18 protein-coding genes are annotated in these 21,344 nt (G+C 28.9%); 10 read left to right on the top strand and 8 right to left on the bottom strand.

Annotated features, from left to right (window positions below; translation table 11 throughout):
- The first annotated feature begins 129 nt into the window (after positions 1-129).
- The gene (locus J0H68_00980; protein ID MBN8827264.1) at positions 130-783 is read left to right on the top strand and encodes a zinc-ribbon domain-containing protein; all 654 of its coding nucleotides are present in this window, start codon (positions 130-132) and stop codon (positions 781-783) included.
- Positions 784-915: 132 nt separating this feature from the next.
- The gene (locus J0H68_00975) at positions 916-1,539 is read left to right on the top strand and encodes a hypothetical protein (protein ID MBN8827263.1); all 624 of its coding nucleotides are present in this window, start codon (positions 916-918) and stop codon (positions 1,537-1,539) included.
- Between the two features lie 50 nt (positions 1,540-1,589).
- Here J0H68_00975 and infC read toward each other — a convergent pair whose 3' ends face one another.
- From infC to ykgO, 4 genes are all read right to left on the bottom strand, one after another.
- Positions 1,590-2,120 (bottom strand): translation initiation factor IF-3, encoded by a 531-nt coding sequence (infC, locus tag J0H68_00970; protein MBN8827262.1) that lies wholly within the window; start codon positions 2,118-2,120, stop codon positions 1,590-1,592.
- 21 nt (positions 2,121-2,141) lie between these two features.
- Positions 2,142-4,052, bottom strand: coding sequence for a threonine--tRNA ligase (thrS, locus tag J0H68_00965; GenBank protein MBN8827261.1), 1,911 nt, complete (start codon positions 4,050-4,052; stop codon positions 2,142-2,144).
- A gap of 51 nt (positions 4,053-4,103) precedes the next feature.
- The gene (locus tag J0H68_00960; protein ID MBN8827260.1) at positions 4,104-4,892 is read right to left on the bottom strand and encodes a glycosyltransferase; all 789 of its coding nucleotides are present in this window, start codon (positions 4,890-4,892) and stop codon (positions 4,104-4,106) included.
- 120 nt (positions 4,893-5,012) lie between these two features.
- Positions 5,013-5,138, bottom strand: coding sequence for a type B 50S ribosomal protein L36 (ykgO, locus tag J0H68_00955; protein MBN8827259.1), 126 nt, complete (start codon positions 5,136-5,138; stop codon positions 5,013-5,015).
- A 159-nt stretch (positions 5,139-5,297) separates the two neighbouring features.
- Here ykgO and J0H68_00950 point away from each other — a divergent pair, with 159 nt between their 5' ends.
- Positions 5,298-7,067 carry an ABC transporter ATP-binding protein gene (locus J0H68_00950; GenBank protein MBN8827258.1) on the top strand — a complete coding sequence of 590 codons (1,770 nt, stop codon included), beginning with the start codon at positions 5,298-5,300 and terminating at the stop codon, positions 7,065-7,067.
- A gap of 3 nt (positions 7,068-7,070) precedes the next feature.
- On the opposite strand, the gene J0H68_00945 is transcribed toward J0H68_00950, so the two are convergent.
- Together J0H68_00945 and J0H68_00940 are read right to left on the bottom strand one after the other, a co-directional pair.
- Positions 7,071-8,267, bottom strand: a complete 1,197-nt coding sequence (locus J0H68_00945) for a hypothetical protein (GenBank protein MBN8827257.1) — start codon at positions 8,265-8,267, stop codon at positions 7,071-7,073.
- A 71-nt stretch (positions 8,268-8,338) separates the two neighbouring features.
- A complete protein-coding gene (locus J0H68_00940; GenBank protein ID MBN8827256.1) occupies positions 8,339-10,096 on the bottom strand; it encodes a thioredoxin family protein in 1,758 nt (585 codons plus the stop codon).
- Positions 10,097-10,326: 230 nt separating this feature from the next.
- Here J0H68_00940 and J0H68_00935 point away from each other — a divergent pair, with 230 nt between their 5' ends.
- Positions 10,327-10,974 (top strand): peptidylprolyl isomerase, encoded by a 648-nt coding sequence (locus J0H68_00935; GenBank protein ID MBN8827255.1) that lies wholly within the window; start codon positions 10,327-10,329, stop codon positions 10,972-10,974.
- A gap of 171 nt (positions 10,975-11,145) precedes the next feature.
- The gene (locus J0H68_00930) at positions 11,146-11,949 is read left to right on the top strand and encodes a hypothetical protein (protein ID MBN8827254.1); all 804 of its coding nucleotides are present in this window, start codon (positions 11,146-11,148) and stop codon (positions 11,947-11,949) included.
- 61 nt (positions 11,950-12,010) lie between these two features.
- On the opposite strand, the gene uvrA is transcribed toward J0H68_00930, so the two are convergent.
- Complete coding sequence (gene uvrA / locus J0H68_00925; GenBank protein MBN8827253.1) at positions 12,011-14,890, bottom strand: excinuclease ABC subunit UvrA; 2,880 nt, start codon at positions 14,888-14,890, stop codon at positions 12,011-12,013.
- A gap of 177 nt (positions 14,891-15,067) precedes the next feature.
- Between uvrA and ssb the strand changes: the two genes are divergently transcribed.
- Complete coding sequence (gene ssb / locus J0H68_00920; protein MBN8827252.1) at positions 15,068-15,520, top strand: single-stranded DNA-binding protein; 453 nt, start codon at positions 15,068-15,070, stop codon at positions 15,518-15,520.
- 24 nt (positions 15,521-15,544) lie between these two features.
- Positions 15,545-16,930 (top strand): UDP-N-acetylmuramoyl-L-alanine--D-glutamate ligase, encoded by a 1,386-nt coding sequence (locus J0H68_00915; protein MBN8827251.1) that lies wholly within the window; start codon positions 15,545-15,547, stop codon positions 16,928-16,930.
- Positions 16,931-16,933: 3 nt separating this feature from the next.
- Here J0H68_00915 and J0H68_00910 read toward each other — a convergent pair whose 3' ends face one another.
- Entirely contained in the window at positions 16,934-17,317 is a 384-nt protein-coding gene (locus tag J0H68_00910; GenBank protein MBN8827250.1) for a hypothetical protein, read from the bottom strand.
- A gap of 178 nt (positions 17,318-17,495) precedes the next feature.
- On the opposite strand from J0H68_00910, the gene J0H68_00905 reads away from it, so the two are divergent.
- From J0H68_00905 to J0H68_00895, 3 genes are all read left to right on the top strand, one after another.
- Positions 17,496-18,164, top strand: a complete 669-nt coding sequence (locus tag J0H68_00905) for a hypothetical protein (protein ID MBN8827249.1) — start codon at positions 17,496-17,498, stop codon at positions 18,162-18,164.
- A gap of 129 nt (positions 18,165-18,293) precedes the next feature.
- The gene (locus J0H68_00900; GenBank protein ID MBN8827248.1) at positions 18,294-19,616 is read left to right on the top strand and encodes an ammonium transporter; all 1,323 of its coding nucleotides are present in this window, start codon (positions 18,294-18,296) and stop codon (positions 19,614-19,616) included.
- Positions 19,617-19,716: 100 nt separating this feature from the next.
- Positions 19,717-21,300: a hypothetical protein gene (locus J0H68_00895; GenBank protein ID MBN8827247.1), complete on the top strand. Its 1,584-nt coding sequence runs from the start codon at positions 19,717-19,719 to the stop codon at positions 21,298-21,300.
- Positions 21,301-21,344 lie beyond the last annotated feature (44 nt).

Genomic DNA, 21,344 nt, shown 5'->3' with positions numbered 1-21,344 from the left:
GAATTTTTAATTTTTCATTAAACATCCTGCTCGAAAAAACTTTTTATATTGTAAATAATATGATAATTTTGTTGTAAAAAACAAAGCAGTATGTTACTCATTAATTTAATAATTAAATAAAATTAAAATATGATTATTTCTTGCCCTAGCTGTAATACTAAATTTAAAGTAGATGATAAACTCATACCTGATGCTGGCAGAAAGGTAAGGTGTTCAAATTGTAAAATTGAATGGGTAGCTACAAAAACTACTGAAGAAATCAATATTGATCATATTATAAATGAAAACAGTAAAGTAAGTAAGGCAAATCAAAAAGTATATGAAGAAACTTCAAAATGGTTTTATCTTTTCCCATTAACAACTTTCATTTTTTTATTCTTCATAGCTTGTATTTTTGCTAAAGATATCATGGTTAAAAAACTTCCTATACTTGAACCACTTTATAGCTACATGGGATATTATGACACTAAAGGATTAAGATTTACTGATTTAAGCTTCAACCCTGCAAAAACTAATCAAGGGAATTTCATTTTAATTAATGGAAAAATTGTAAATTTCTCTGACAAAATTATTCCTACAATTTATATGAGAATTATATTAAAAGATAAGGATAATATAGTTTTAGTTAAACAAGTATTACCTTATTCAAGTAATGAACAAATAAATCCTAAGCAGGTTTTAAACGTTAATTACCCTATGCGTATTTGGTTTGATTATGAACGTATTGCAAGCGTTGAAATCGATATTGCTAGCCAATTTGAATTTGCATTTAATATTAGATAATTATACTTACTTTAATTCCTTTTTAGGTCATTTTCTTTATTATAAGGACTAACTTACCTTCTAAATGCTTTATTTCAATTTATAATTTATTGATTTTCTAAGCAATTTTTTAATACTAAAACTTTAGAAATTTTGGATTTATCTGTTACAAAGATAAATAGCCTGGAAGGTATTGACCAACTTTCTAAATTAAAAAAATTGAATTTAAATAGTTGCGACAATTTAACTTCTCAAGAATTTGAAAAACTTGCAAATCATCCTACACTAGAAGATTTAAGCTTGGGTGGGATTTCAATTACTGATTTGGATTTTATCAAAACTTTTCCTAATCTTAAAGCACTAATTCTTAATCGTTGCCCTAATTTAAATAACACTGAAATCAATAAGCTAGGTGAAGTTAAAACTCTAAAAGAATTGTACATCGGTAATTCTAATATTACTTCATTAAACTTCGTAACAAATTTAAAAGATCTTGAGGCCATTAATCTTAGTAATTGTAAGCAAATTCCTGAACAAGAATTTGAAAAATTGTTAAATTTAACCAAATTAAATTATATTAATATATCTGATATTGAATTAAGTGATAAAGCAATTCAAACTTTTGCCACACTTAAACCGCTTAACCCTAAATTAAACATTGTGGCTTCAGAAGAAAACTTAACAAAGATCAATAAAGAAATTGATAACGTTAAAAATTCATTCGCATTCAAAGAAAAACAAAAAGAAATTAATAAAAATAACGAAGTAACAAAATAATTTTTATAGGAATCTAGGAAAAAAAACTAGATTCCTATAAAAATTGAAATCTATTTACTAGCTTGTGGCGCTAGTATCATTATTAACTGCTTACCTTCCATTTTAGGCTCAAGTTCAACCTTACAAATTTCGCTAAGTTCGGTTTTCATCCTAACAAGAAGATTCATTCCAAATTCGTCATGAGTAATTTCACGACCACGGAATTTTACTGAAACTTTTACTTTATCGCCTTCAGTAATGAATTTTTTAACACTTCTTAGTTTAACTTCGTAGTCACCTTCAGCAATAGTAGGCCTTAATTTAATTTCTTTTACTTCAATAACTTTTTGTTTCTTTTTCGCATCATGAGCTTTTTTCTGAGCTTCATATTTATATTTACCAAAATCAAGGACTTTACATACGGGGGGATCAGCCGTAGGTGAAACTTCTACTAAATCCAATCCACGATCTGCTGCTATTTTTAATGCCTCTTGAGTAGTTACTACCCCAAGCATTGTACCATCAAAATCAATTAACCTAACTTGTTTAGTTGTTATTTCTCTATTTGCTCTAGGGAATTGATTACCTTTACTGTTACTTATAGCCCTTCTCCTTAATTTTTATTATGCATTTATTTTAATATTACTTTGTAAGTATGTTAGAAAATCATCCAATTTCATAACTTCTTGTGGGCTTTCACTTGATGTTCTAACTGAAACAGTATTTTCATTCATCTCATTTTTGCCCACAATAACCATTACTGGAATCTTTTCAAGCGAATACTTTCTTATTTTATAATTAATTTTTTCGTTAAGTAAATCTAATTTTACTCTTACGCCAGAATTATTTAACTTTTCGTAAACCTTTTTGGCATATTCATCTGCATCATTAGTAATTGTCATTACCATTACTTGAATTGGTGAAAGCCATAACGGGAATTTTCCGCTAAAGTTTTCAATTAGAATCCCTATAAATCTCTCGAAAGAACCAAATATTGCTCTATGAAGCATTACAGGACGATGTTTATTACCGTCAGCACCTATATAAGTTGCATCTAATCTTTCTGGTAAAACAAAATCTACTTGTAAGGTTCCACATTGCCAATCCCTGCCAATCGCATCGCGAAGTACAAATTCAAGCTTAGGACCGTAAAACGCCCCTTCACCTGGATTTAAAATATATTCTAGTTCCGCAGCTTCTACTGCTTGTTTTAATGCTCCTTCTGCCTTATCCCAGGTTTCATCACTACCCGCTCTTTTTTCAGGTCTATCAGAGAATTTTACTGCTATTTCTGTAAATCCAAAGTCTTTATACACTTCTTTTAATAAATTACAGAATCTAATAGTTTCGTCAGTAATTTGATCTTCCGCACAGAAAATATGCGCATCATCTTGAGTGAATCCTCTTACGCGCATAAGACCATGAAGTCCGCCTGAAGGTTCATTACGATGGCAATTACCAAATTCTGCCATACGAAGTGGCAAATCACGGTAACTTTTAATTCCTTGATTAAATATTTGAATATGGCATGGACAACTCATTGGCTTAATAGCTAAAGTTTCATCCTCTTGTTCAGAGACAAACATATTTTCTCTAAACTTTTCCCAATGACCTGATTGCTCCCAAAATTTCTTATTTAAAATAATAGGAGTTTTTACCTCAACATATCCATTCTTTTCTAACTTCCCTCTAATGTAACTTTCTATTATACGATATAAAGTCCAGCCTTTTTCATGCCAGAAAATCATTCCTTGAGCTTCTTCTTGAATATGAAACAAACCAAGCTCTTTTCCTAAACGACGATGATCTCTTTTTTCAGCTTCTTCAAGCATTTTTAAGTAATCATCAAGTTGCCTTTGATCAGCCCAGGCAGTACCGTAAATACGTTGAAGCATTTCGTTATTACTATCACCACGCCAGTAAGCACCGGCAAGCTTCATTAATTTAAAAGCTTTAAGTCTGCCAGTACTTGGGGCATGTGGTCCACGGCAAAGATCAATAAAATTACCTTGTCTGTAGAGGCTAATTTTTTCATTACTAGGAATACTTGCAATAATTTCTGCTTTATAATGCTCACCAATTGATTTAAAGAATTTTACCGCTTCATCCCTATCCCATTCTTCACGTTCAATTTTATAATCAGCTTTTATAATTTCCTGCATTTTAGCTTCAATTTTTACTAAATCATCTGGTGTTAAGCTTTGCTTATATGAAATGTCATAGTAAAAACCATTTTCAATTACAGGCCCAATTGTAATTTGAGCATCTGGATAAAGCTCTTTTATAGCTTGAGCTAATATATGCGCGGCATCATGCCTAATTACTTCTAATCCATCATTACTTGTAGGTGTTACAATCTCAATCTTAGCATCAGTGGTTATTGTATGACTTAAATCTTTAAGTTCATTATTAACTTTTATAGCAAGCGCTGCCTTTGCAAGGCTTTTACTAATATTTTCAGCAATTTCAAAGCCGTTAATTGAGGCTTTATCAAACTGCCTTATTGACCCATCTGCTAAGGTAATATTGATCATAATTTTCCAATAAAATAAGTTTAACTAAAATCGTTGATACTAATTAATAAGTTATGTGTCAAGACGAGCTTTAAATAAGATATAAACAACTTTAAATTTTCTTTTTATGCGTGATAAAAAATCTATTTTTTGAATACTTATAGGCGCATTTTTTGATAACTTATTAATCAAATCACTTGCTTGATTAAAATATTTTTTAATCATAAAATGTCTTTTAAAATAAGATTTTAATCCGAATGGTACTGTATAAATCGCCGTTATATAATCTGATGAAATAAATTTATATTTAAAACCATATTTTGCCCATAAAATCCAATCTTCAAGCATTTCAATATTTTCTTCAAATCCACCTAATTCATCATAAGCTTTTTTAGGAAAAAGAACGGTATTAATAGGAAATAGATTAAAAAAGTATAAATATTCCTGAGGGTAATATTCTTGAAGAATATAAGGTTTAGTTTTTAAATTTAATTCTTTATTGATTCCAACTTCATAAGCAAAACTATAGACAATATTTTCACCATCTACTTTTGCAATTAAAGTGGCTAAATGAGTTGGTAAGAATTCATCATCATCATCTAAAAAAATTAAATAATCCCCTGTTGCTTTAGTTAAAGCTAAATTTCCAGCTTTAACTCTACCTAGACTCGCGCCTGTATTATAATATTTAATTCTTTCATCATTAAAAGCATGGCATCTTTCTTCACATTTTTTGCCATTGTCTTCAACAACTATTATTTCAATATTTTTATAAGTTTGAGTAATAACCGAATTAATTGCTTGTTCTAAGCTTTCTCTTCCAACAGTTCTTATAATAACTGAGATCAAATAATTCTTCATAATATAATAATTTTTAATTGATTAATTATTATATCAATTCTGTAATTATAAATAAAGCTTTATTAATGAAAAAAGCCACCCTTAAGGTGGCTTTAATATATTTAAAGAAAGATTTAAATATTAACCTTGACGAACTTTATATCTTGGGTTTTTCTTGTTAATAACGTAGATACGACCTTTTCTACGAATTACCCTACAATTTTTATCTCTGTCTTTCTTTGATTTTATTGAACTAGCAATTTTCATAACACACCTTATTATTTCGATTTATGGATGGAAATTATACGATATTTAGGTTAATGTCAATAGTATGATAATATAAAACTCGAATTTTTACTTGATATTCTTGCCTTCGGATACATAAAGTAAATCATTATTAATTATAACAAAATTAAATAAATCAGTATGGATCGATTACCTTCAACTACTTTTAAATTCATTTGGTATTTTCTAAAAGATTATAAACTTTATCTTTATGGAAATTTGTTTTGCTCAATTATTTCTTCATTAATACCACCTTTAGATAGCTACATTATTAAATATCTTATAGATTTTGTAACAAATAACAGTATAAACAATAAGTTACTAATAATATGTAGTATAGCATTTATTATACGTTCAGAATGTTATAATATTTTCTACCGTGCATGGGAATATATTCAGGTAAATACAGTGCCTGAAATGCGAATGGAGATCATTCGTAAACTTACAGATTATATAACAAATCATTCTTATAAATATTTCCAAGAAAATTTTGCCGGGAGCATTTCTAATAAAATTAGTGATTTATATAGAGCAGTACCGAGTGTATTTAGTTCTTTTTCTGCAACGCTTGAAAAAATCGCTCATGGTATATTTTCAATATTATTTCTTGCTACAGTAAATGGGAAGCTTGGAATGGTAATGTTAATTTACTTTATAGTTTTTATAGTAGCTAATTTTTACTTTCTTAAACCTATTGATAATTACTCACAAATTGTAGCTAAAAACAGATCAACAATGTGGGGTAAAGTTATTGATATTATTAGAAACATTAATAACGTCATTTATTTTGCAAATAAAATACACGAGATAAATTACCTAAGTAGTTATTTACAAAAAACTACAGATAGTGACAAAAAGTTTCGTTTATACATAATAAAAAGTAATTATATTAAAGGCTTCATTAACAATATAATGATAGGTTTTATAGTTTATTTTACTATAAAATTATATGCTGAAAAACAACTTACATACGGTGACTTTTATCTAATATTTAGTATTACTATTAATATAATTCAACTCACTTGGAACTTTCTGGACGATTTAAATAAATTTACTGAAGAAATAGGAACATTAAAGCAAGGTATTACTTTAGTCACTAAGGAACATGAAATAAAAGATAAGGTTAACGCATTTGAATTAAAAGTACTTAATGGCGATATTTGTTTTAATAATGTACATTTTAAATATTTGCATGACAAACCATTATTTGAAAATTTATCAGTAACCATTGAAGGAAATACAAAGGTTGGTCTTGTTGGGTATTCTGGAAGCGGTAAAACTACTTTTGTAAATCTAATTATAAGGCTATTTGATATACAAAATGGTAAAATTTCTATTGATAACCAGGATGTAAACCTTGTTACCCAAGATAGCTTACGAAAAAATATTGCTTTTATTCCTCAAGACCCCATATTATTTCACCGATCACTTATGGAAAACATTCGTTACGGTAATATAAATACAAGCGATGAAGAAGTAATTGAAGCGGCAAAACTTGCAAGCGCCTATGACTTCATTATGAAAACTGAAGAAGGTTTTAATTCTCTTGTTGGTGAACGCGGAGTTAAACTTAGTGGCGGCCAAAGACAAAGAATTGCAATAGCAAGAGCAATTTTAAAAAATGCCCCTATTCTTATTCTTGATGAAGCAACAAGTAGCCTTGATTCAATAACCGAGAAAGACATTCAAAATAGTTTAGAAAACCTCATGAAAAACCGTACTACTATTGTAATAGCTCATAGGTTATCAACCTTACTCAATATGGATAGGATACTAGTATTTGATAAAGGCAAAATAATCGAAGATGGCACTCACTATGATCTTCTCAATAAAAATAGCCTATATACAAAACTGTGGAATTCACAAATTAATGGCTTTATTAATGATAGCGATACGCAAGAAAATATATAAAAACTATTTAGTTATATATGACTTTTCTTTTACAAATTGATTAATAACACTTTCAGCCACTATTTCTGCATCCGATTTAATTATTTCATTTTCAATATTTTGATCGTTATTATTTTTTCTAGGTTTAATTTTTTCAAAACCATTTTTAGTCACTTCATAATAGTTTATACGATTGCTATCATTTAAAAGTCTAACTTGCGCTTCATGGACTTGATTTACAGCATTATTATTATAAACAACTAATTTATCAGCTTTAAGAAAATCAGAAGTTTTTGTAATCATACTACTTGATTCTGCAGGAAGAATAGCTATTGATTCAGAATTATTACTAACTGTATATAATAAAGCATCAAAGGAACTATCATATTGACCAGTTTTTAGCTTTTTAAAATCAAATAAACGAAACTCAACTTTATTTTGTTCTAACTTTTTACAAAAGGCTGTGGTAATTTCGTCTATCTTATATTCATTAACAACGCTTTCATCATGAACTGCTAGTTTTTCTTTAGTAAAAGGATTATGCAAACCCGTTCTGCCGCTATTAGTTACAAGTACATAATAACCTTCTTTAGCTTTACTTGCCACTATTTGCGCTAAATAAATAGCTTCGTCTTTTGTATAATATTTTATTATACCTTCCGGTGTTGGAGCATCGCCACCAAGAACTACAAGTAAGTATTTCTTACTTTCCGGGATTGTAGATTTCCTTTGCTCAAAACTTTCTCTTAATTTCTTTAATGTTGAAGAATGGGGAATGCCAAAAGTACCACTAAGCTTGACCCCATATTGTTTTATAATTGATTCTTGTTCTGAATTAATAGCATATTTAGGCATAACCAACATATCAATGTTCGGTAAATTGCTAGAGATTAAGCTTTTAAAAAATTGATGCGCACCAAAAATAATATGAGTTTTTGGAAATTTATCTTTAAATTCAATAAGATGATTTAGGCTAGTTTCACCAGCAGCGTAAGTAACAACCTTATTAAAGTTTTTATACTTACTTATAAAGAAATCATTGCTTTCTAATTCGTTACTAAAACTTTTAGCTTCTTTGTCTTTAACATCCATTTCAATTTTTTCGATGTTATAATTTGGTTCTAATCTTCCATAAAGTACATTCATTACACCGCGCGTGTGGTCAACATCGCCACTGTTAGCAGTATTTATTAAGGCAATTAGTAAAATCCCTTCTTTCATAATAGTTCCCTTAAAAAAGTTATGACATTTGTGATTTTACGTCGCAATTAATATTTAGTAAAGATTAACATTTATTTTATACCACTCATTAACTCATTTTTACTAAGTATCTCTGAAAAAATATGAGGGCCATTTAGTGTTTGTTTATAATAATTACTATAAACAGCATTAAAAGGAATACCACTTCGATTATGTTTAACAAGGTAAGTAGTAATTATTGGATTAGTTTTAGTAATATCTGCACGCATTAAAACCACTTTGTTTATTTTAAAAAATTCTTTAACTTCCTTACTTTCAAGAACATTAATTTTATTAAAATAACATGTTAAACACCATTTAGCTGTAATATCGATAAAAACTTTTTTATCCTGCTTTAAATAAGCTTCAATTTTAGATTCATCAAATTTTTCCCAAGTTAAATCTTTTGAATCATTGTTTATGGCAGATTTAGTAATTCCTGCCTGCTCTAAAAAGACAGTACTCAACCAAATTGCCGTAAGAGTTAAGCTTATTGCCATAAAAATATTTATTATACGAGAATATTTAGCTAATTTACCCAAATCTTTAAGTAATTTTGGAAAGATCAAGAGCACTACATATGGAAGGGATAAACCTAAAGCAATTGACATAAATACTAAGATAATTTGGTAACTGCTTGCAGTGAGTGTAAAAGCTAACGCTGAACCAAGAAAAGGAGCAGTACACGGAGTTGATAAAATAGTAGTTAATAAACCACTAGCAAAGCCATCTACATAAACAGATTCAGTAGGTTTTAAATTAAGTAAATTAGGTGTTCTTAACCTTATCATTCCAAATAAACTTAATGCAAATATTGTTATAATTAATGTTAAAATAAATGTAAAATAAGGGTTTTGAAAATGAATACCCCATCCGAAGATCAAGCCAAATCTCTTTGCAAAAATAGCAATATTTGAAAGAACAAAAAATGAAGCAAAAATTCCTAAAATTGTAAAAATGATTTCTATTCTTTTAAGGACATGGTTTTTAGTTACACTATTAATTTTTAAAGCAAGTACAGGTAATACACATGGCATTAAATTTAATATTACCCCTCCTAAGAAAGCCATAAATAAAGCAACAACAAACGTAATATAAGTTTCTTTTGTACTAAAACTTAAGTTAGTTTCTACTTCAGTTCCTTCCTTGTCAGATATTAGCAAAAGAGTGACTGGTGAGGTTATTAAATCATTTATTACCCATTCTTTACTTCTAAGCTTAGGGTATTTCACTTCAACAATAATTTTTTCATTATTGTCTTTAATTCTTTTAGTAACAAAATAGTCTTTGTGAATTATTATATCATCCAGGTTTTTAGATAAAGGATTTGGAAAAGTTAAATAAAGTTTATCATTATGAAAATAAATAGATCCTTGTACTTGTTGATCTAATTTTTCTATTAAGTCATTAATAATTATAGGAAAATTTGACCTTTTAGCAATGCTACTTATTTCGCCTGCCATACAAATTTTATTACATAAAAAATATTCTAAATTAACTTTATCATCAATTTTTATTTGCTTACTTTTAAGGCTAATCTTATTTTCATAAACAAAATTATCCGCTCCACTAATTTTCATTCTTTGAGGCGCAGGAAATCTTACACTGATTTTTTTATTATTTACTGTAAAGTTTGGAGCTTCTCCGAATTCCCCAGGATATTTATAATAAATCTTCCAACCTTTTTCTAATTTTATCTTAATTAAGCTTTCTTTATTATCATCAACAAATACTTCCATTTTTATATTGCTTGCAAACGCTGATAACGAAAAAAATATACTTAAAAATAATAAAATTATTTCTTTTGCCATCCCTAATTTCCGATAAAGATTGATATTAAGAGCTTAGTTAAAAACTATTTTAAAATATTTGTATAATAGTTATATCTTCATACTTTATTGTTGTATAGCAAATATTCATATTTAGATCTTTGTTATGTAACCAACTGTAAATTAATGATTTTATTCGCATAATTAATGTTGACAAAATCATCTGAAAATAATTAAAATTTTAATAAATATTTGGTATAATGGTTAGTTTTATGAATAAAGTTAATTTGGAAACTGACAATGAAAACATTGTCTTTATGAATTTAAAAGATGGAATTGTAGTCATTGAATTATTACCTGAGCTTGCTCCTAAGCATGTGAAAAGAATAAAAAACCTTATTCATAAAAAATTCTATGATGGTCTGACCTTTCACCGTGTTGTAAAAGACTTTGTAGTGCAAACTGGCGACCCTACAGGAACAGGTTCTGGAGGATCAGGATATATTATTAAGGATGAAATTTCAGGAGCTCATCATGTAAAAGGTATGGTATCAATGGCAAATAAAGGCCCTAACACTGAAGATAGCCAAATTTTTATTACCCTTACTAATGCCTTATGGCTTGATGATAAACATACCATAATCGGAAGAGTCATGAGTGGTATGGAGCATGTTTATAAAATAAATAACGGGGGGACACCAAGCGGGAAAGTACCAGCTGGGTATGGTAACCCTGATAAAATTATTTCTATGAAATTAGCTTCTAAAATAAATGTTGCCGATTATTTAACAGAAGTTGAAGACACTGGACCTAAATTTAAAGAATACATGGGTTATTCTATTCATGAAAATATAAACGGTGATAAAGAAATAATTGCGAGTGAATATATTGACACTCAAGTAGATGATTATCTATTTTAAGTAATTCCTAATTATTATTATGAAAAAATAGAGTATAAAAATTTCAGTACTTGCTAAGCCAGGTACTGTTAAAATATACTTATAAAATATTTATATCTAAATTCCCTACATACCTAAAAGCTTGCCTAATTTTTATAATTATAACAATTTTTGAAAATAAATGGAGGCTCCATGAAGTCAGAAGAAAAATTCAAATTACTTATTGAAATTTTTAGCGACCAAACTGCTAAAAACTTCTTATATGCACACATGAATGAAATAATAAGCATGTTAAATAACAAACAATTTGACCAACTAAAATATTTTTTGTCTAGAATTGTTGATATTCAAAATATTAATGCATATTTAGGTATAATTGCTATTAAATTTAGTAGCAACAAATTAACCCTATTTAATCATGAAATAGAATTTCAAATATTAGGTGATATTATTGATATTATTAGAAAATCTATTGAAAAATATATGGAAGATGAACGTTATCCCGAATTTCGAGTTCTTGTCGATTCTATAAAACAAAAAATATATAATGATCTAACTAAACAATTGCTGCATAAAGAATTAATTCCTTCAAATTTTGAATCTAATTTTAAAGTTAAAGAAAACTTACCTGAGCTAATTGAAAAATATAAGAAAAATCTAAGCACTCAAAATCACTTAATAGGTTTAGAAAATAATTATAAAATAGATGTAGCTAATTGCATTATAGAAATTTGTAGTAAAAAACCAGAATTAAAAGCAAGTCACGTACTTACCGATATAATTAAACAGACTAATTCATTTAAATTAGAAAACCCTCTTGTTTTTGATGCCAATATATCATTAGGCTATGCAACTTTCAGAACTAACAGCCCTTTTTATAATCAAGAAAAATTACCAGACAATGCTGTAAGAAAACTTATCCGCGGATTAAATAGTAATATAGATAAAGTATTTAAAAAATTATTTTTAAATTCAGAAAAGAATATTACTTACTAAAGAATAGATAAGAAAGAAATCGTATTTTCTTTCTTATCTACACTAAAAAAACACTAATGGTTTACACCGCTTCTTCAACATTAGAAGGTATGTAAGGCTTTAAACATTGTCCTGTAATACTTTCTTCAATTTTAACTAATTCTTCCGGTGTACAACTTGCAACAATTCTTCCACCTTTATCGCCACCGCCAGGGCCCACATCAACAACATAATCAGCTGTTTTAACTACATCAAGATTATGTTCAATAACAATTACTGTATTTCCCATTTCAACTAAACGATGTAATACCTTTAAAAGCTTATTAATGTCATCACTGTGTAGACCTGTAGTTGGTTCATCTAAAATATATAGAGTTTTACCAGTTGACCTACGTGAGAGTTCTTTTGCAAGTTTAACTCTTTGAGCTTCACCACCAGAAAGCGTAGTAGCAGATTGACCTATTTTAATATAACCTAAACCAACCTCTCTTAAAGCAAACATTTTTTCTCTGATCACTGGCACTTTTTCAAAAAATTCTAAAGCTTCATCTACAGTCATATTTAATACATCTGCAATAGATTTATCTTTATATTTAATTTCTAAAGTTTCACGATTATATCTTGCTCCCTGGCAGGCATCACATTTTACATAAACGTCTGGCAAGAAATGCATTTCTATTTTTAATTCACCGTCACCTTGGCAAACTTCACAACGTCCACCTTTAACGTTAAATGAGAAACGCCCTGCTTTATATCCTCTTGCTTTAGAATCTGGTAAAGCTACGTACCAATCTCTAATTGGAGTAAAGGCACCGGTATAAGTTGCAGGATTTGAACGTGGAGTACGGCCAATTGGTGATTGGTCGATTTCAATAATTTTATCAATGTGTTCTAAACCAGTTAATCTCTCATATGCTCCTGGGGTAACTTTAGTACCTTCTAATTGCTTTATGGCTGCTTTATAAAGCGTATGAATAATAAGACTTGATTTTCCACCACCAGAAACACCTGTAATCGCACAAAAAGTTCCTAAAGGAATTTTTAAATTACAATTTTGTAAATTGTTAGCAGTTGCCCCTTCTAACAAGAGGAATTTACCAACGTGGCCTTTTCTTCTTTCTGCTGGTATTTCAATCTTTTTTACACCACTTAAATATTGGCCTGTAATACTGTTTGGATTATGTTTAATTTCTTCTGGAGTTCCTTCAGCAATTACTTTACCGCCATAAACACCAGCGCCTGGTCCTATATCAATAACATAATCTGCTTCGTGCATTGTTTCTTCATCATGTTCAACAACAATTACAGTATTCTTTAAATCACGTAAGTTCTTCAACGTTTTGATAAGTCTATGGTTATCTGATTGATGGAGGCCAATTGAAGGTTCATCTAACACGTATAATACGCCAGTAAGCCCAGAACCAATTTGTGAAGCAAGCCTAATACGCTGACTTTCTCCTCCTGATAAAGTTCCGGATTCACGTGTTAATGTTAAATAATCTAATCCAACGTTTTTTAAGAAAAATAATCTTTCCCTAATTTCTTTGATTACTCTTTCACTGATTTTTTTCTGAGTATCATTTAATTTTTCAGGAAGATGTTCAAACCACACCACTAAATCTGAAATAGTTTTTTGAGAAACTTGCCCAATGTTTAAGTCACCTACTTTTATACATAAACTTTCAGGTTTTAATCTATAACCACTACATGTATTACATGGTCTATCAGATTGATATTTAGCTAATTCATCTTTAAGCCATGCCATATCTGCATCTTTATATCTTTTATCTAAATATGGAATAACTCCTTCAAATGGTTTTTTCGTAACTTGCTTACGATTACCATCATAATAAGTAAATTCTATTTCTTCTTCATCTGATCCAAATAATATAGTTTTTCTAATATTTTCTGGTAAATCTTTAAACGGTACTTCTAAAGAAAATTTATAATGAGTTGATAGAGCTTCCAATGTTTGAGTCACAAATCTTGATTGATTTAATGACCATGGTTCAATTGCTCCTGCTTTAATGGTTTTATTAGGATGAGGAACTACTAATTCTGGCTCAAAATATGATTCTTTACCTATTCCGTCACAAACTGGACATGCTCCATATGGACTATTAAATGAAAATAATCTTGGCTCTATTTCATCTAAATGAAACCCTGAAATTGGACAGGCAAATTTTTCTGAGAAAGTAATAATTTCACCATCTTTATAAGAAGTATTATGATCCTCGGGAAGACCTGAAATCTCCACATGCATAACTCCATTACCAATCTTTAATGCAGTTTCAATACTATCCGCAAGTCTGTTACCTAAACTATCGTTTATAATGAGTCTATCAATTAAAACATCAATATCGTGTTTCTTATTTTTATCTATTTGTGGTATTTCATCTAATTCATATAAAATATCATCAATTTTAACTCGCTGAAATCCTTGCTTCTTAAGCTGTAAAAATTCCTTACGATATTCACCTTTATGGCCTCTAATCATTGGGGCGATAATATAAAGCTTGGTATTTTCAGGTAATTTCTTAACTGCATCGACCATTTGTGTAACAGTTTGACTTTGAATTGGAAGACCAGTTGCTGGTGAATAAGGTATTCCAACCCTTGCATATAATAACCTTAAGTAGTCATATATTTCAGTAATTGTACCAACAGTTGAGCGTGGATTTTTTGAAATAGTTTTTTGATCAATAGCAATCGCTGGTGAAAGTCCTGTAATAGACTCAACATCCGGTTTATCTTGCAATTGCAAGAATTGCCTTGCATATGCTGATAAACTTTCGACATATCTTCTCTGTCCTTCTGCATAAATAGTATCGAAAGCAAGAGATGATTTTCCTGATCCAGAAAGTCCTGTTATTACCACTAATTTGTTACGTGGGATGTCAACATTAATATTCTTTAAATTGTGCTGTTTTGCTCCTCTTACGGAGATATATTCTTCTGTCATAGCCTCTATTCTCAAATTCTTTTTATTTGATAAAAACAAATTTTTAGTTTAAAATTATTTTTAATTTTTTATTATATTAGGTTGTAATTATAGATAGATAATTTATTTATTGCAATGAAAGCTTATGAAAGTATATTGATATACTTTCTATTTTTCAATAAAAAGCGAGGTTAAAATATGGCAGTTAGTATAAATAAAGTTATTTTGGTAGGTAATTTAGGGAAAGATCCTGAAATTAGAACTACCCAAGATGGTAAGGAAATTGCCTCTTTAGTCGTTGCTACCTCTGTAAATTGGTACGATAAACAAAGTGGTGAAAGAAAAGATAAAACTGAATGGCACCGTGTAGTAGTGTTTAATGAAGGTTTAGTTAATGTAGTAAAAAATTATACACGTAAAGGTTCTAAATTATATATTGAAGGTGCTTTACAAACTAGAAAATGGACTGACAATAGTGGACAAGAGCGCTATGCAACTGAAATTGTACTTCAAGGTTATAATTCAGCTCTAGCTATTTTAGATAGACCACAAGGAAGCGGCAGTAGTGAAAACTTCTCAAATAATACTAGTGATCACAATGATATGCTAGTTAAACAAGACGTCGGGCTTGATGACGACCTTCCTTTTTAATTTGGAAAATATAGAGGGATTTAATTGATTATTAATAGCAAACTTCATGGTAAAAAATGTTTGGTTTTTGGGCTTGGTAAAAGTGGAATAGCAATTATTCAATCTTTAAAAGCTAGTTCTGCTATAGTCTATGCATGGGACGATAATGTTAATACAATGAATTTGCCATTAAGTATAAAACAGTTATTAAAACATCCTGCGGAAATAAATTGGGATAAATTGGATTACCTAGTGTTATCTCCAGGAATCCCTCTTTATTATCCCGAACCTCACTATACTGTAAAGCTCGCAAAAATTAGTAATACCCCTATTATTTCTGATATAGAAATTCTTTATGATGCTAATAAACAAAGTAAGTTTGTAGGTATTACTGGAACTAATGGTAAATCAACTACTACTGCTTTAACTCATCATATTTTACATACTAATGGCATTCATAGCCAAGTAGGTGGAAATATTGGCACTCCAGCTTTAGAATTAGAATCATTTGCTACACAAGGAACGTATGTTTTAGAGCTTTCATCATTTCAGCTTGATTTATTAAGAAATGTAAAATTTGGTATAGGCGTACTTTTAAATATTACTAAAGATCACCTTGATCGTCATGGTAATATGGAGAATTATATAAATTCAAAATGCAAATTATTTGCTAACCAAACCCCTAGAGACATAGCTATAATAAGCGTAGATAATGAAATTACGGCAAATATTTTTGAAAATTCTCAAATTAAATCTCGTAAAATTCCAATTTCTACAAATAAAATTTTAGATTATGGAGTAAGCTGTTTAGAAGAAAGCATTATCTTTAACGTTCATGATCATAAAGGTGTTACTACAATTCCTTTAATGGCTCATTTACCAGGTAGACATAATAGGGAAAATATAGCTGCCGCTTTTGCCGTTGGACTTACTTATAACTTAAGTCCACAAAATATCATTAGATCTATTTCTACATTTTCTCCTTTAAAACATAGGATGGAATATATAGGAAATATTGCAAATGTTCATTATTATAATGATAGTAAAGCAACTAACGCTGAGGCTTCTATGGCAGCCCTTGCTTCATTTAATAATATCTTTTGGATTGCAGGTGGTGTTGCAAAAGATGGTGGTATAGAAGCTTTAAAACCCTATTTTAAAAATATCAAAAAAGCTTATTTAATTGGTGAAGCAAGCTATGAATTTTCTAATACATTAAAAAATGCTGGTGTAGAATATGTAATGGCTGAAACTTTAGATAATGCGTTTTTACTAGCTAAGAATGATTCTGAAAGAGCTAAAGGAACTTCCTACGTAGTACTTTCGCCTGCAGCTGCTTCATACGATCAATTTAAAAATTTTGAAGATAGAGGCGAGACTTTCCGCAAAATTTTTTTATTTCATAAAGAAATAATAAGCGCTGCAATGTAATTTTTAAATTTCATTATTATTTAATTTATGCTTAGCCTCATTCCAAAATTTCATAAGCACATCAATATTTTGCCCTTTTAAAGTATTATAACCCTCTTCTTGAGCTAATTTTTTTAATATTGAAAATCTTGTTTCAAATTTATCTGTAGTTATTTTTAGAGTCTCAATTGGGTCACAATTCATAAAAATACATAAGGAATAAACTGCATGCATTAAATCACCTATCTCCTCTTGAATTCTTTTAACCCCTTCCTCTAATTTAATACTATTCTTAATTTCTTCGCATTCACTGATGATTTGCTCAAAAATCATTTCAGTATTAGGCCAATCAAAACCATATTCTCTAGCCTCTTTTTCAACTTTTATTAATTGTTGTATAGTCTCCATAAATATCACCTTTAATTTTATTTACGTTTCCAAACTAAGGAAGTAATTACTTTATATATAAATTTATTACCAACTACACTCAAAAAGCTTGTAAAATGTAGATAATAATATAAAAGTAAAACTTTAGAAAATTAACTTATTTAACTTTTAAACTTAGCGTTTTATCAAGTAAAATATAATGTATATAGATTATTCTTTAATAAAAAACTATAATTATCCTTATTTCATTTCTCTTCTATTTACTAATAAAGTGCATTACACCCAAATCGCACAATTTTGTTATTTTATTTCTGAATTAGAGGCTATTAGAGTTAAAACTAGTGAAACAACTCTTGCATTTATTCGTCTTACATGGTGGCGGGAAGCAATAAAGGCAATTTATCAGAATAATTTAGACGCTCTTAAATCTCCTAGCACAGAAAGCTTAAAAGAAATTATTACTACAAACAAATTAGAGGAAAAAGATTTAATAAATATTATCGAATTATACTCAACAATTTTTGACCCTGAAAATAAGGATAATAAAGAAAAAATTGATAATGGTTTTACAAGTATATTAAATATAATTTCTCAAATTTATAAATATAAACTGCATACTACTATTCCTCAATCTCTTGCTTTTGCATGGTTACATGGTATTAATCCCTCAAATTTATATTCTAAAGATGAAATGAAGTTTCACATTAAGAACCTTCGTACAAATAATTCAATACTAAAAAAATTACCTTACAAGATAGATTTTTTAAGTAACTTAATTGTTTGTTCTATTCATCTTTTAAAAAATCACAATTTTAAAAACCATAAACTTTTACTTTTATTTAAACTAGCGCTTAATAAACTTCTTTAATAGTAACACCTTTAATATATGCAGTTAATATCTACATAAAACATTTAACTTTATTAAAAATATATATTTGCATTTACTATTGATATTCATATAATAACACTCATTTATATCATGCTATAAGGGTAGCCCATGTTCTTTCCAAACTTACTTTCTAAAGTTTTTATTACCTTATTATTTATTGTTACTTCAAATGTAAGTTTAGCAGACGTAACTAATAAAATGACCTCAATCAATGCAGGCGATACTGCATATACAATTATTTGTACTGCATTAGTTATGCTTATGACTCCAGGTCTTGCTCTTTTTTATAGTGGAATGGTAAAAAATAAAAACCCGATAGCAACACTTACCCATTCTTTTATTAAGCTTTCTGTAGTAACCGTCATATGGTTTATTTGCGCTTATTCAATAGCTTTTAGTGAAGAAACAGTTAATGGATTTTTCGGTAGTTTAAAATATTCATTTTTCGAGAATGTTGGAATGGAAGTTACAAGCGCAACAACCAAAATCCCTCATTATGTATTTGCTATATACCAAGGAATGTTCGCAGTAATTACAAGCGTGATAATTACTGGATCTTTTGCTGAAAGAGTTAGATTAATCCCGATAATAATTTTTGCAGGAATTTGGACTGTTTTAGTTTATGCCCCTATAGCTCATTGGATATGGGCTGGTGGTTGGGTTCATAAAGCTTTATCACCAATTGATTTCGCTGGTGGTGCAGTTGTCCATATTAATGCAGCAGTTGCAGGCCTTATCGCTGCAATTGTAATCGGAAAAAAAACTAATGAAGCATTAGTCTATAAAACCACTAATTTGCCAGTAACTATATTAGGAAGCGGGCTAGTTTGGTTTGGCTGGTTTGGTTTCAACGCAGGAAGTGCGCTTGCCGCAAATGAAATTGCAGGACTTGCACTTGCAAACACACATATTGCTGCAGCTTCTGGTGCTATTATGTGGATAATAATTTCAAAAACATTTAAGAAAAAAGTTAATTTAATTGGAGTAGTAAACGGTGCAGTGACAGGCCTTGTTGCGATTACTCCGGGTGCAGGTTTTGTAGCTGTTAAATATGCTATGATAATAGGCATTGTAGCAAGTTTACTGAGTTACTGGGGAGTTAATTATTTAAAACCAAAATTAGGTTATGACGATTCACTCGATGTATTTGGGATTCATGGTTTGGGTGGTATTTGGGGTACTATCGCTACAGGAATATTTTGCTCAAAGAGTGTAAATTCTCATGGATTAAACGGACTTATTCATGGAAATATTGATGTTGTTGTTAATCAGATTTTAGCAATATTTATTATTGCCGCTTACTCAGCCGTTATGACTTTCCTTATTTTGGCTAGTTTAAAAGTTTTTATGCAAATAAAAATGAGTTCTTCTGAAGAAGGAAAAGGTTTAGATAAACTTGAACATGGCGAAGAAGGCTATACTATTTATTAATTTATTACATAATAATTTTAAACCTAAAAATTTTAAAGACCTTTCCTATAAATTTTGTTAACTTTATAATAATGTTGTAAATTATTTAAAGTTAGGTCTTATGTTATATCAAAATTCAACCGTTTTTTACTCTTCTATGTTAAATGAAGCTTCACCCACTTCTTATGAAGAAGAACTTATAGGTGCTTACGAAGAAACTGGAGGATTCACAAATGTTCAAAATAATGGGTATGAACATTTATCTCATATTCCTCACGATGAAAACCCAGCTTCTCTTGAAATTCCTTTTAATAACAAACCTCCCAAACAACCTAAATATAAATACGATAATCATAAAGATATAGCTCAGGTTATAGTAAAAAAAATTACTGGTGATTTTACACGTGAAGAAGCTGCAGAAATTTTAGAAAAAAAAACTTTTACAAATTTAAATGAAGAACAGTTTAAAGCTTTAGCTCAAATTATTACTATAAAAGAATCAAATAATAAAGTTACTTCAGTTTTAAATGATATTAAAAAATTTTTTATAGAATGCATTTCTAATAAGGAATTTAATTTTATTACAGATATTTTCTATTATTTAGGAGATGATCATTTTACAAAACTACGATTAATTTTTCAAAAACATAAATCTGTTTATTCATTTTTTTCAGAAGCTTTATATTTTAACGATGAAGCATTCCTTAAATTTATTAAAAATCAATTGTTGGAAATGATGGAGAGCGATGAAAATTTAATCAAAAATGTTAAACATTATTTAACTAATAAACCTTCAACATTTAACAATTCAAGATATTATAAAAATTCTAAAAATCTAAGTTTACATAATATGCTAGTAGCTAACGTTATAGAAAAAAGATTAAATTTTTTTAAAATATTTATTATACCGCAATCTAATAATCCACATGAAATAACTTTAAACGAATGTATTTATACAGTTTTGAAAAATAAAACTAAAGATAAAATGCACGGTAATGAAAATTTAATACCCTTAGTAATTGAAGAAATTTGTGAAAAAGGTAATTATGAGACCATTAATTATTTAATTCAAATATTACCAAATAATATTTGGACATATAAAGGAGATTTAACGTTTTTTGAAAAAAATAGAAATGAAAATAAATTTAATAATTTTGCTCCCTATCAATTAGATGATTTAATTAGTCAAATAAAGCCAAACGCTAGTTCACATTTAGCAAATTCCGCTTCCTTATATAGAAATAACAGTAATCAGGAACAAGGTCAGCCACTATTTTTAAATAATACAATTTTACATAAGTTAACATTATTTTTAAAACATGCTACTGAAAATAAAAATAAGGAAGAAGCTTTTTCTGAATCACTTCAGGTATTAAAAAATATACATCAAAGTTTACAGGAACTTAAATCTTACACTAAACAAAACACTGATTATCTTAAAAAAATATACGAATTATCTTTATTAACTCCTTCTAGCAATGTTAACGCGCCCATCACTTATTATTCTAATGAAAATGTTACTAATGATTTTAGAAAAGAGAATGAAGTATTAAACCCTTCTGTAGGTTCAAAACGAAAACATGTAGAAAATGAAGAAAGTGCAGAAGAAAAAAATTTTAATAACGAAACTGAAGTTGAGACCTTTCGTGCTTCAAAAAGAACTCGGAAAGGACCTGATAGATTTAGTCAAAAAAATTGGCAATAAATTTATTTAATTAAAATTATTGGGGTTAAAAAGTTATTTTTAAC

Source organism: Sphingobacteriia bacterium (genome assembly GCA_017304685.1).
In the GTDB taxonomy this organism is placed as follows: Bacteria; Pseudomonadota; Alphaproteobacteria; order Rickettsiales; family 33-17; genus JAFKLR01.
The sequence above is the reverse complement of the archived record's forward strand: the minus strand, read 5'-3'. Positions and strand labels throughout refer to the sequence as shown.

What these genes read in the sequence shown, in the direction of transcription:
- ykgO (MBN8827259.1), bottom strand. Translation starts at nt 5,138, where the DNA reads ATGAAAATTGCTAGTTCAATAAAATCAAAGAAAGACAGAGATAAAAAT.
- thrS (MBN8827261.1), bottom strand. Translation starts at nt 4,052, where the DNA reads ATGATCAATATTACCTTAGCAGATGGGTCAATAAGGCAGTTTGATAAA.
- J0H68_00960 (MBN8827260.1), bottom strand. Translation starts at nt 4,892, where the DNA reads ATGAAGAATTATTTGATCTCAGTTATTATAAGAACTGTTGGAAGAGAA.
- J0H68_00930 (MBN8827254.1), top strand. Translation starts at nt 11,146, where the DNA reads ATGAAGTCAGAAGAAAAATTCAAATTACTTATTGAAATTTTTAGCGAC.
- J0H68_00980 (MBN8827264.1), top strand. Translation starts at nt 130, where the DNA reads ATGATTATTTCTTGCCCTAGCTGTAATACTAAATTTAAAGTAGATGAT.
- J0H68_00945 (MBN8827257.1), bottom strand. Translation starts at nt 8,267, where the DNA reads ATGAAAGAAGGGATTTTACTAATTGCCTTAATAAATACTGCTAACAGT.
- J0H68_00940 (MBN8827256.1), bottom strand. Translation starts at nt 10,096, where the DNA reads ATGGCAAAAGAAATAATTTTATTATTTTTAAGTATATTTTTTTCGTTA.
- uvrA (MBN8827253.1), bottom strand. Translation starts at nt 14,890, where the DNA reads ATGACAGAAGAATATATCTCCGTAAGAGGAGCAAAACAGCACAATTTA.
- J0H68_00895 (MBN8827247.1), top strand. Translation starts at nt 19,717, where the DNA reads ATGTTATATCAAAATTCAACCGTTTTTTACTCTTCTATGTTAAATGAA.
- J0H68_00900 (MBN8827248.1), top strand. Translation starts at nt 18,294, where the DNA reads ATGTTCTTTCCAAACTTACTTTCTAAAGTTTTTATTACCTTATTATTT.
- J0H68_00935 (MBN8827255.1), top strand. Translation starts at nt 10,327, where the DNA reads ATGAATAAAGTTAATTTGGAAACTGACAATGAAAACATTGTCTTTATG.
- J0H68_00905 (MBN8827249.1), top strand. Translation starts at nt 17,496, where the DNA reads ATGTATATAGATTATTCTTTAATAAAAAACTATAATTATCCTTATTTC.
- J0H68_00950 (MBN8827258.1), top strand. Translation starts at nt 5,298, where the DNA reads ATGGATCGATTACCTTCAACTACTTTTAAATTCATTTGGTATTTTCTA.
- ssb (MBN8827252.1), top strand. Translation starts at nt 15,068, where the DNA reads ATGGCAGTTAGTATAAATAAAGTTATTTTGGTAGGTAATTTAGGGAAA.
- J0H68_00910 (MBN8827250.1), bottom strand. Translation starts at nt 17,317, where the DNA reads ATGGAGACTATACAACAATTAATAAAAGTTGAAAAAGAGGCTAGAGAA.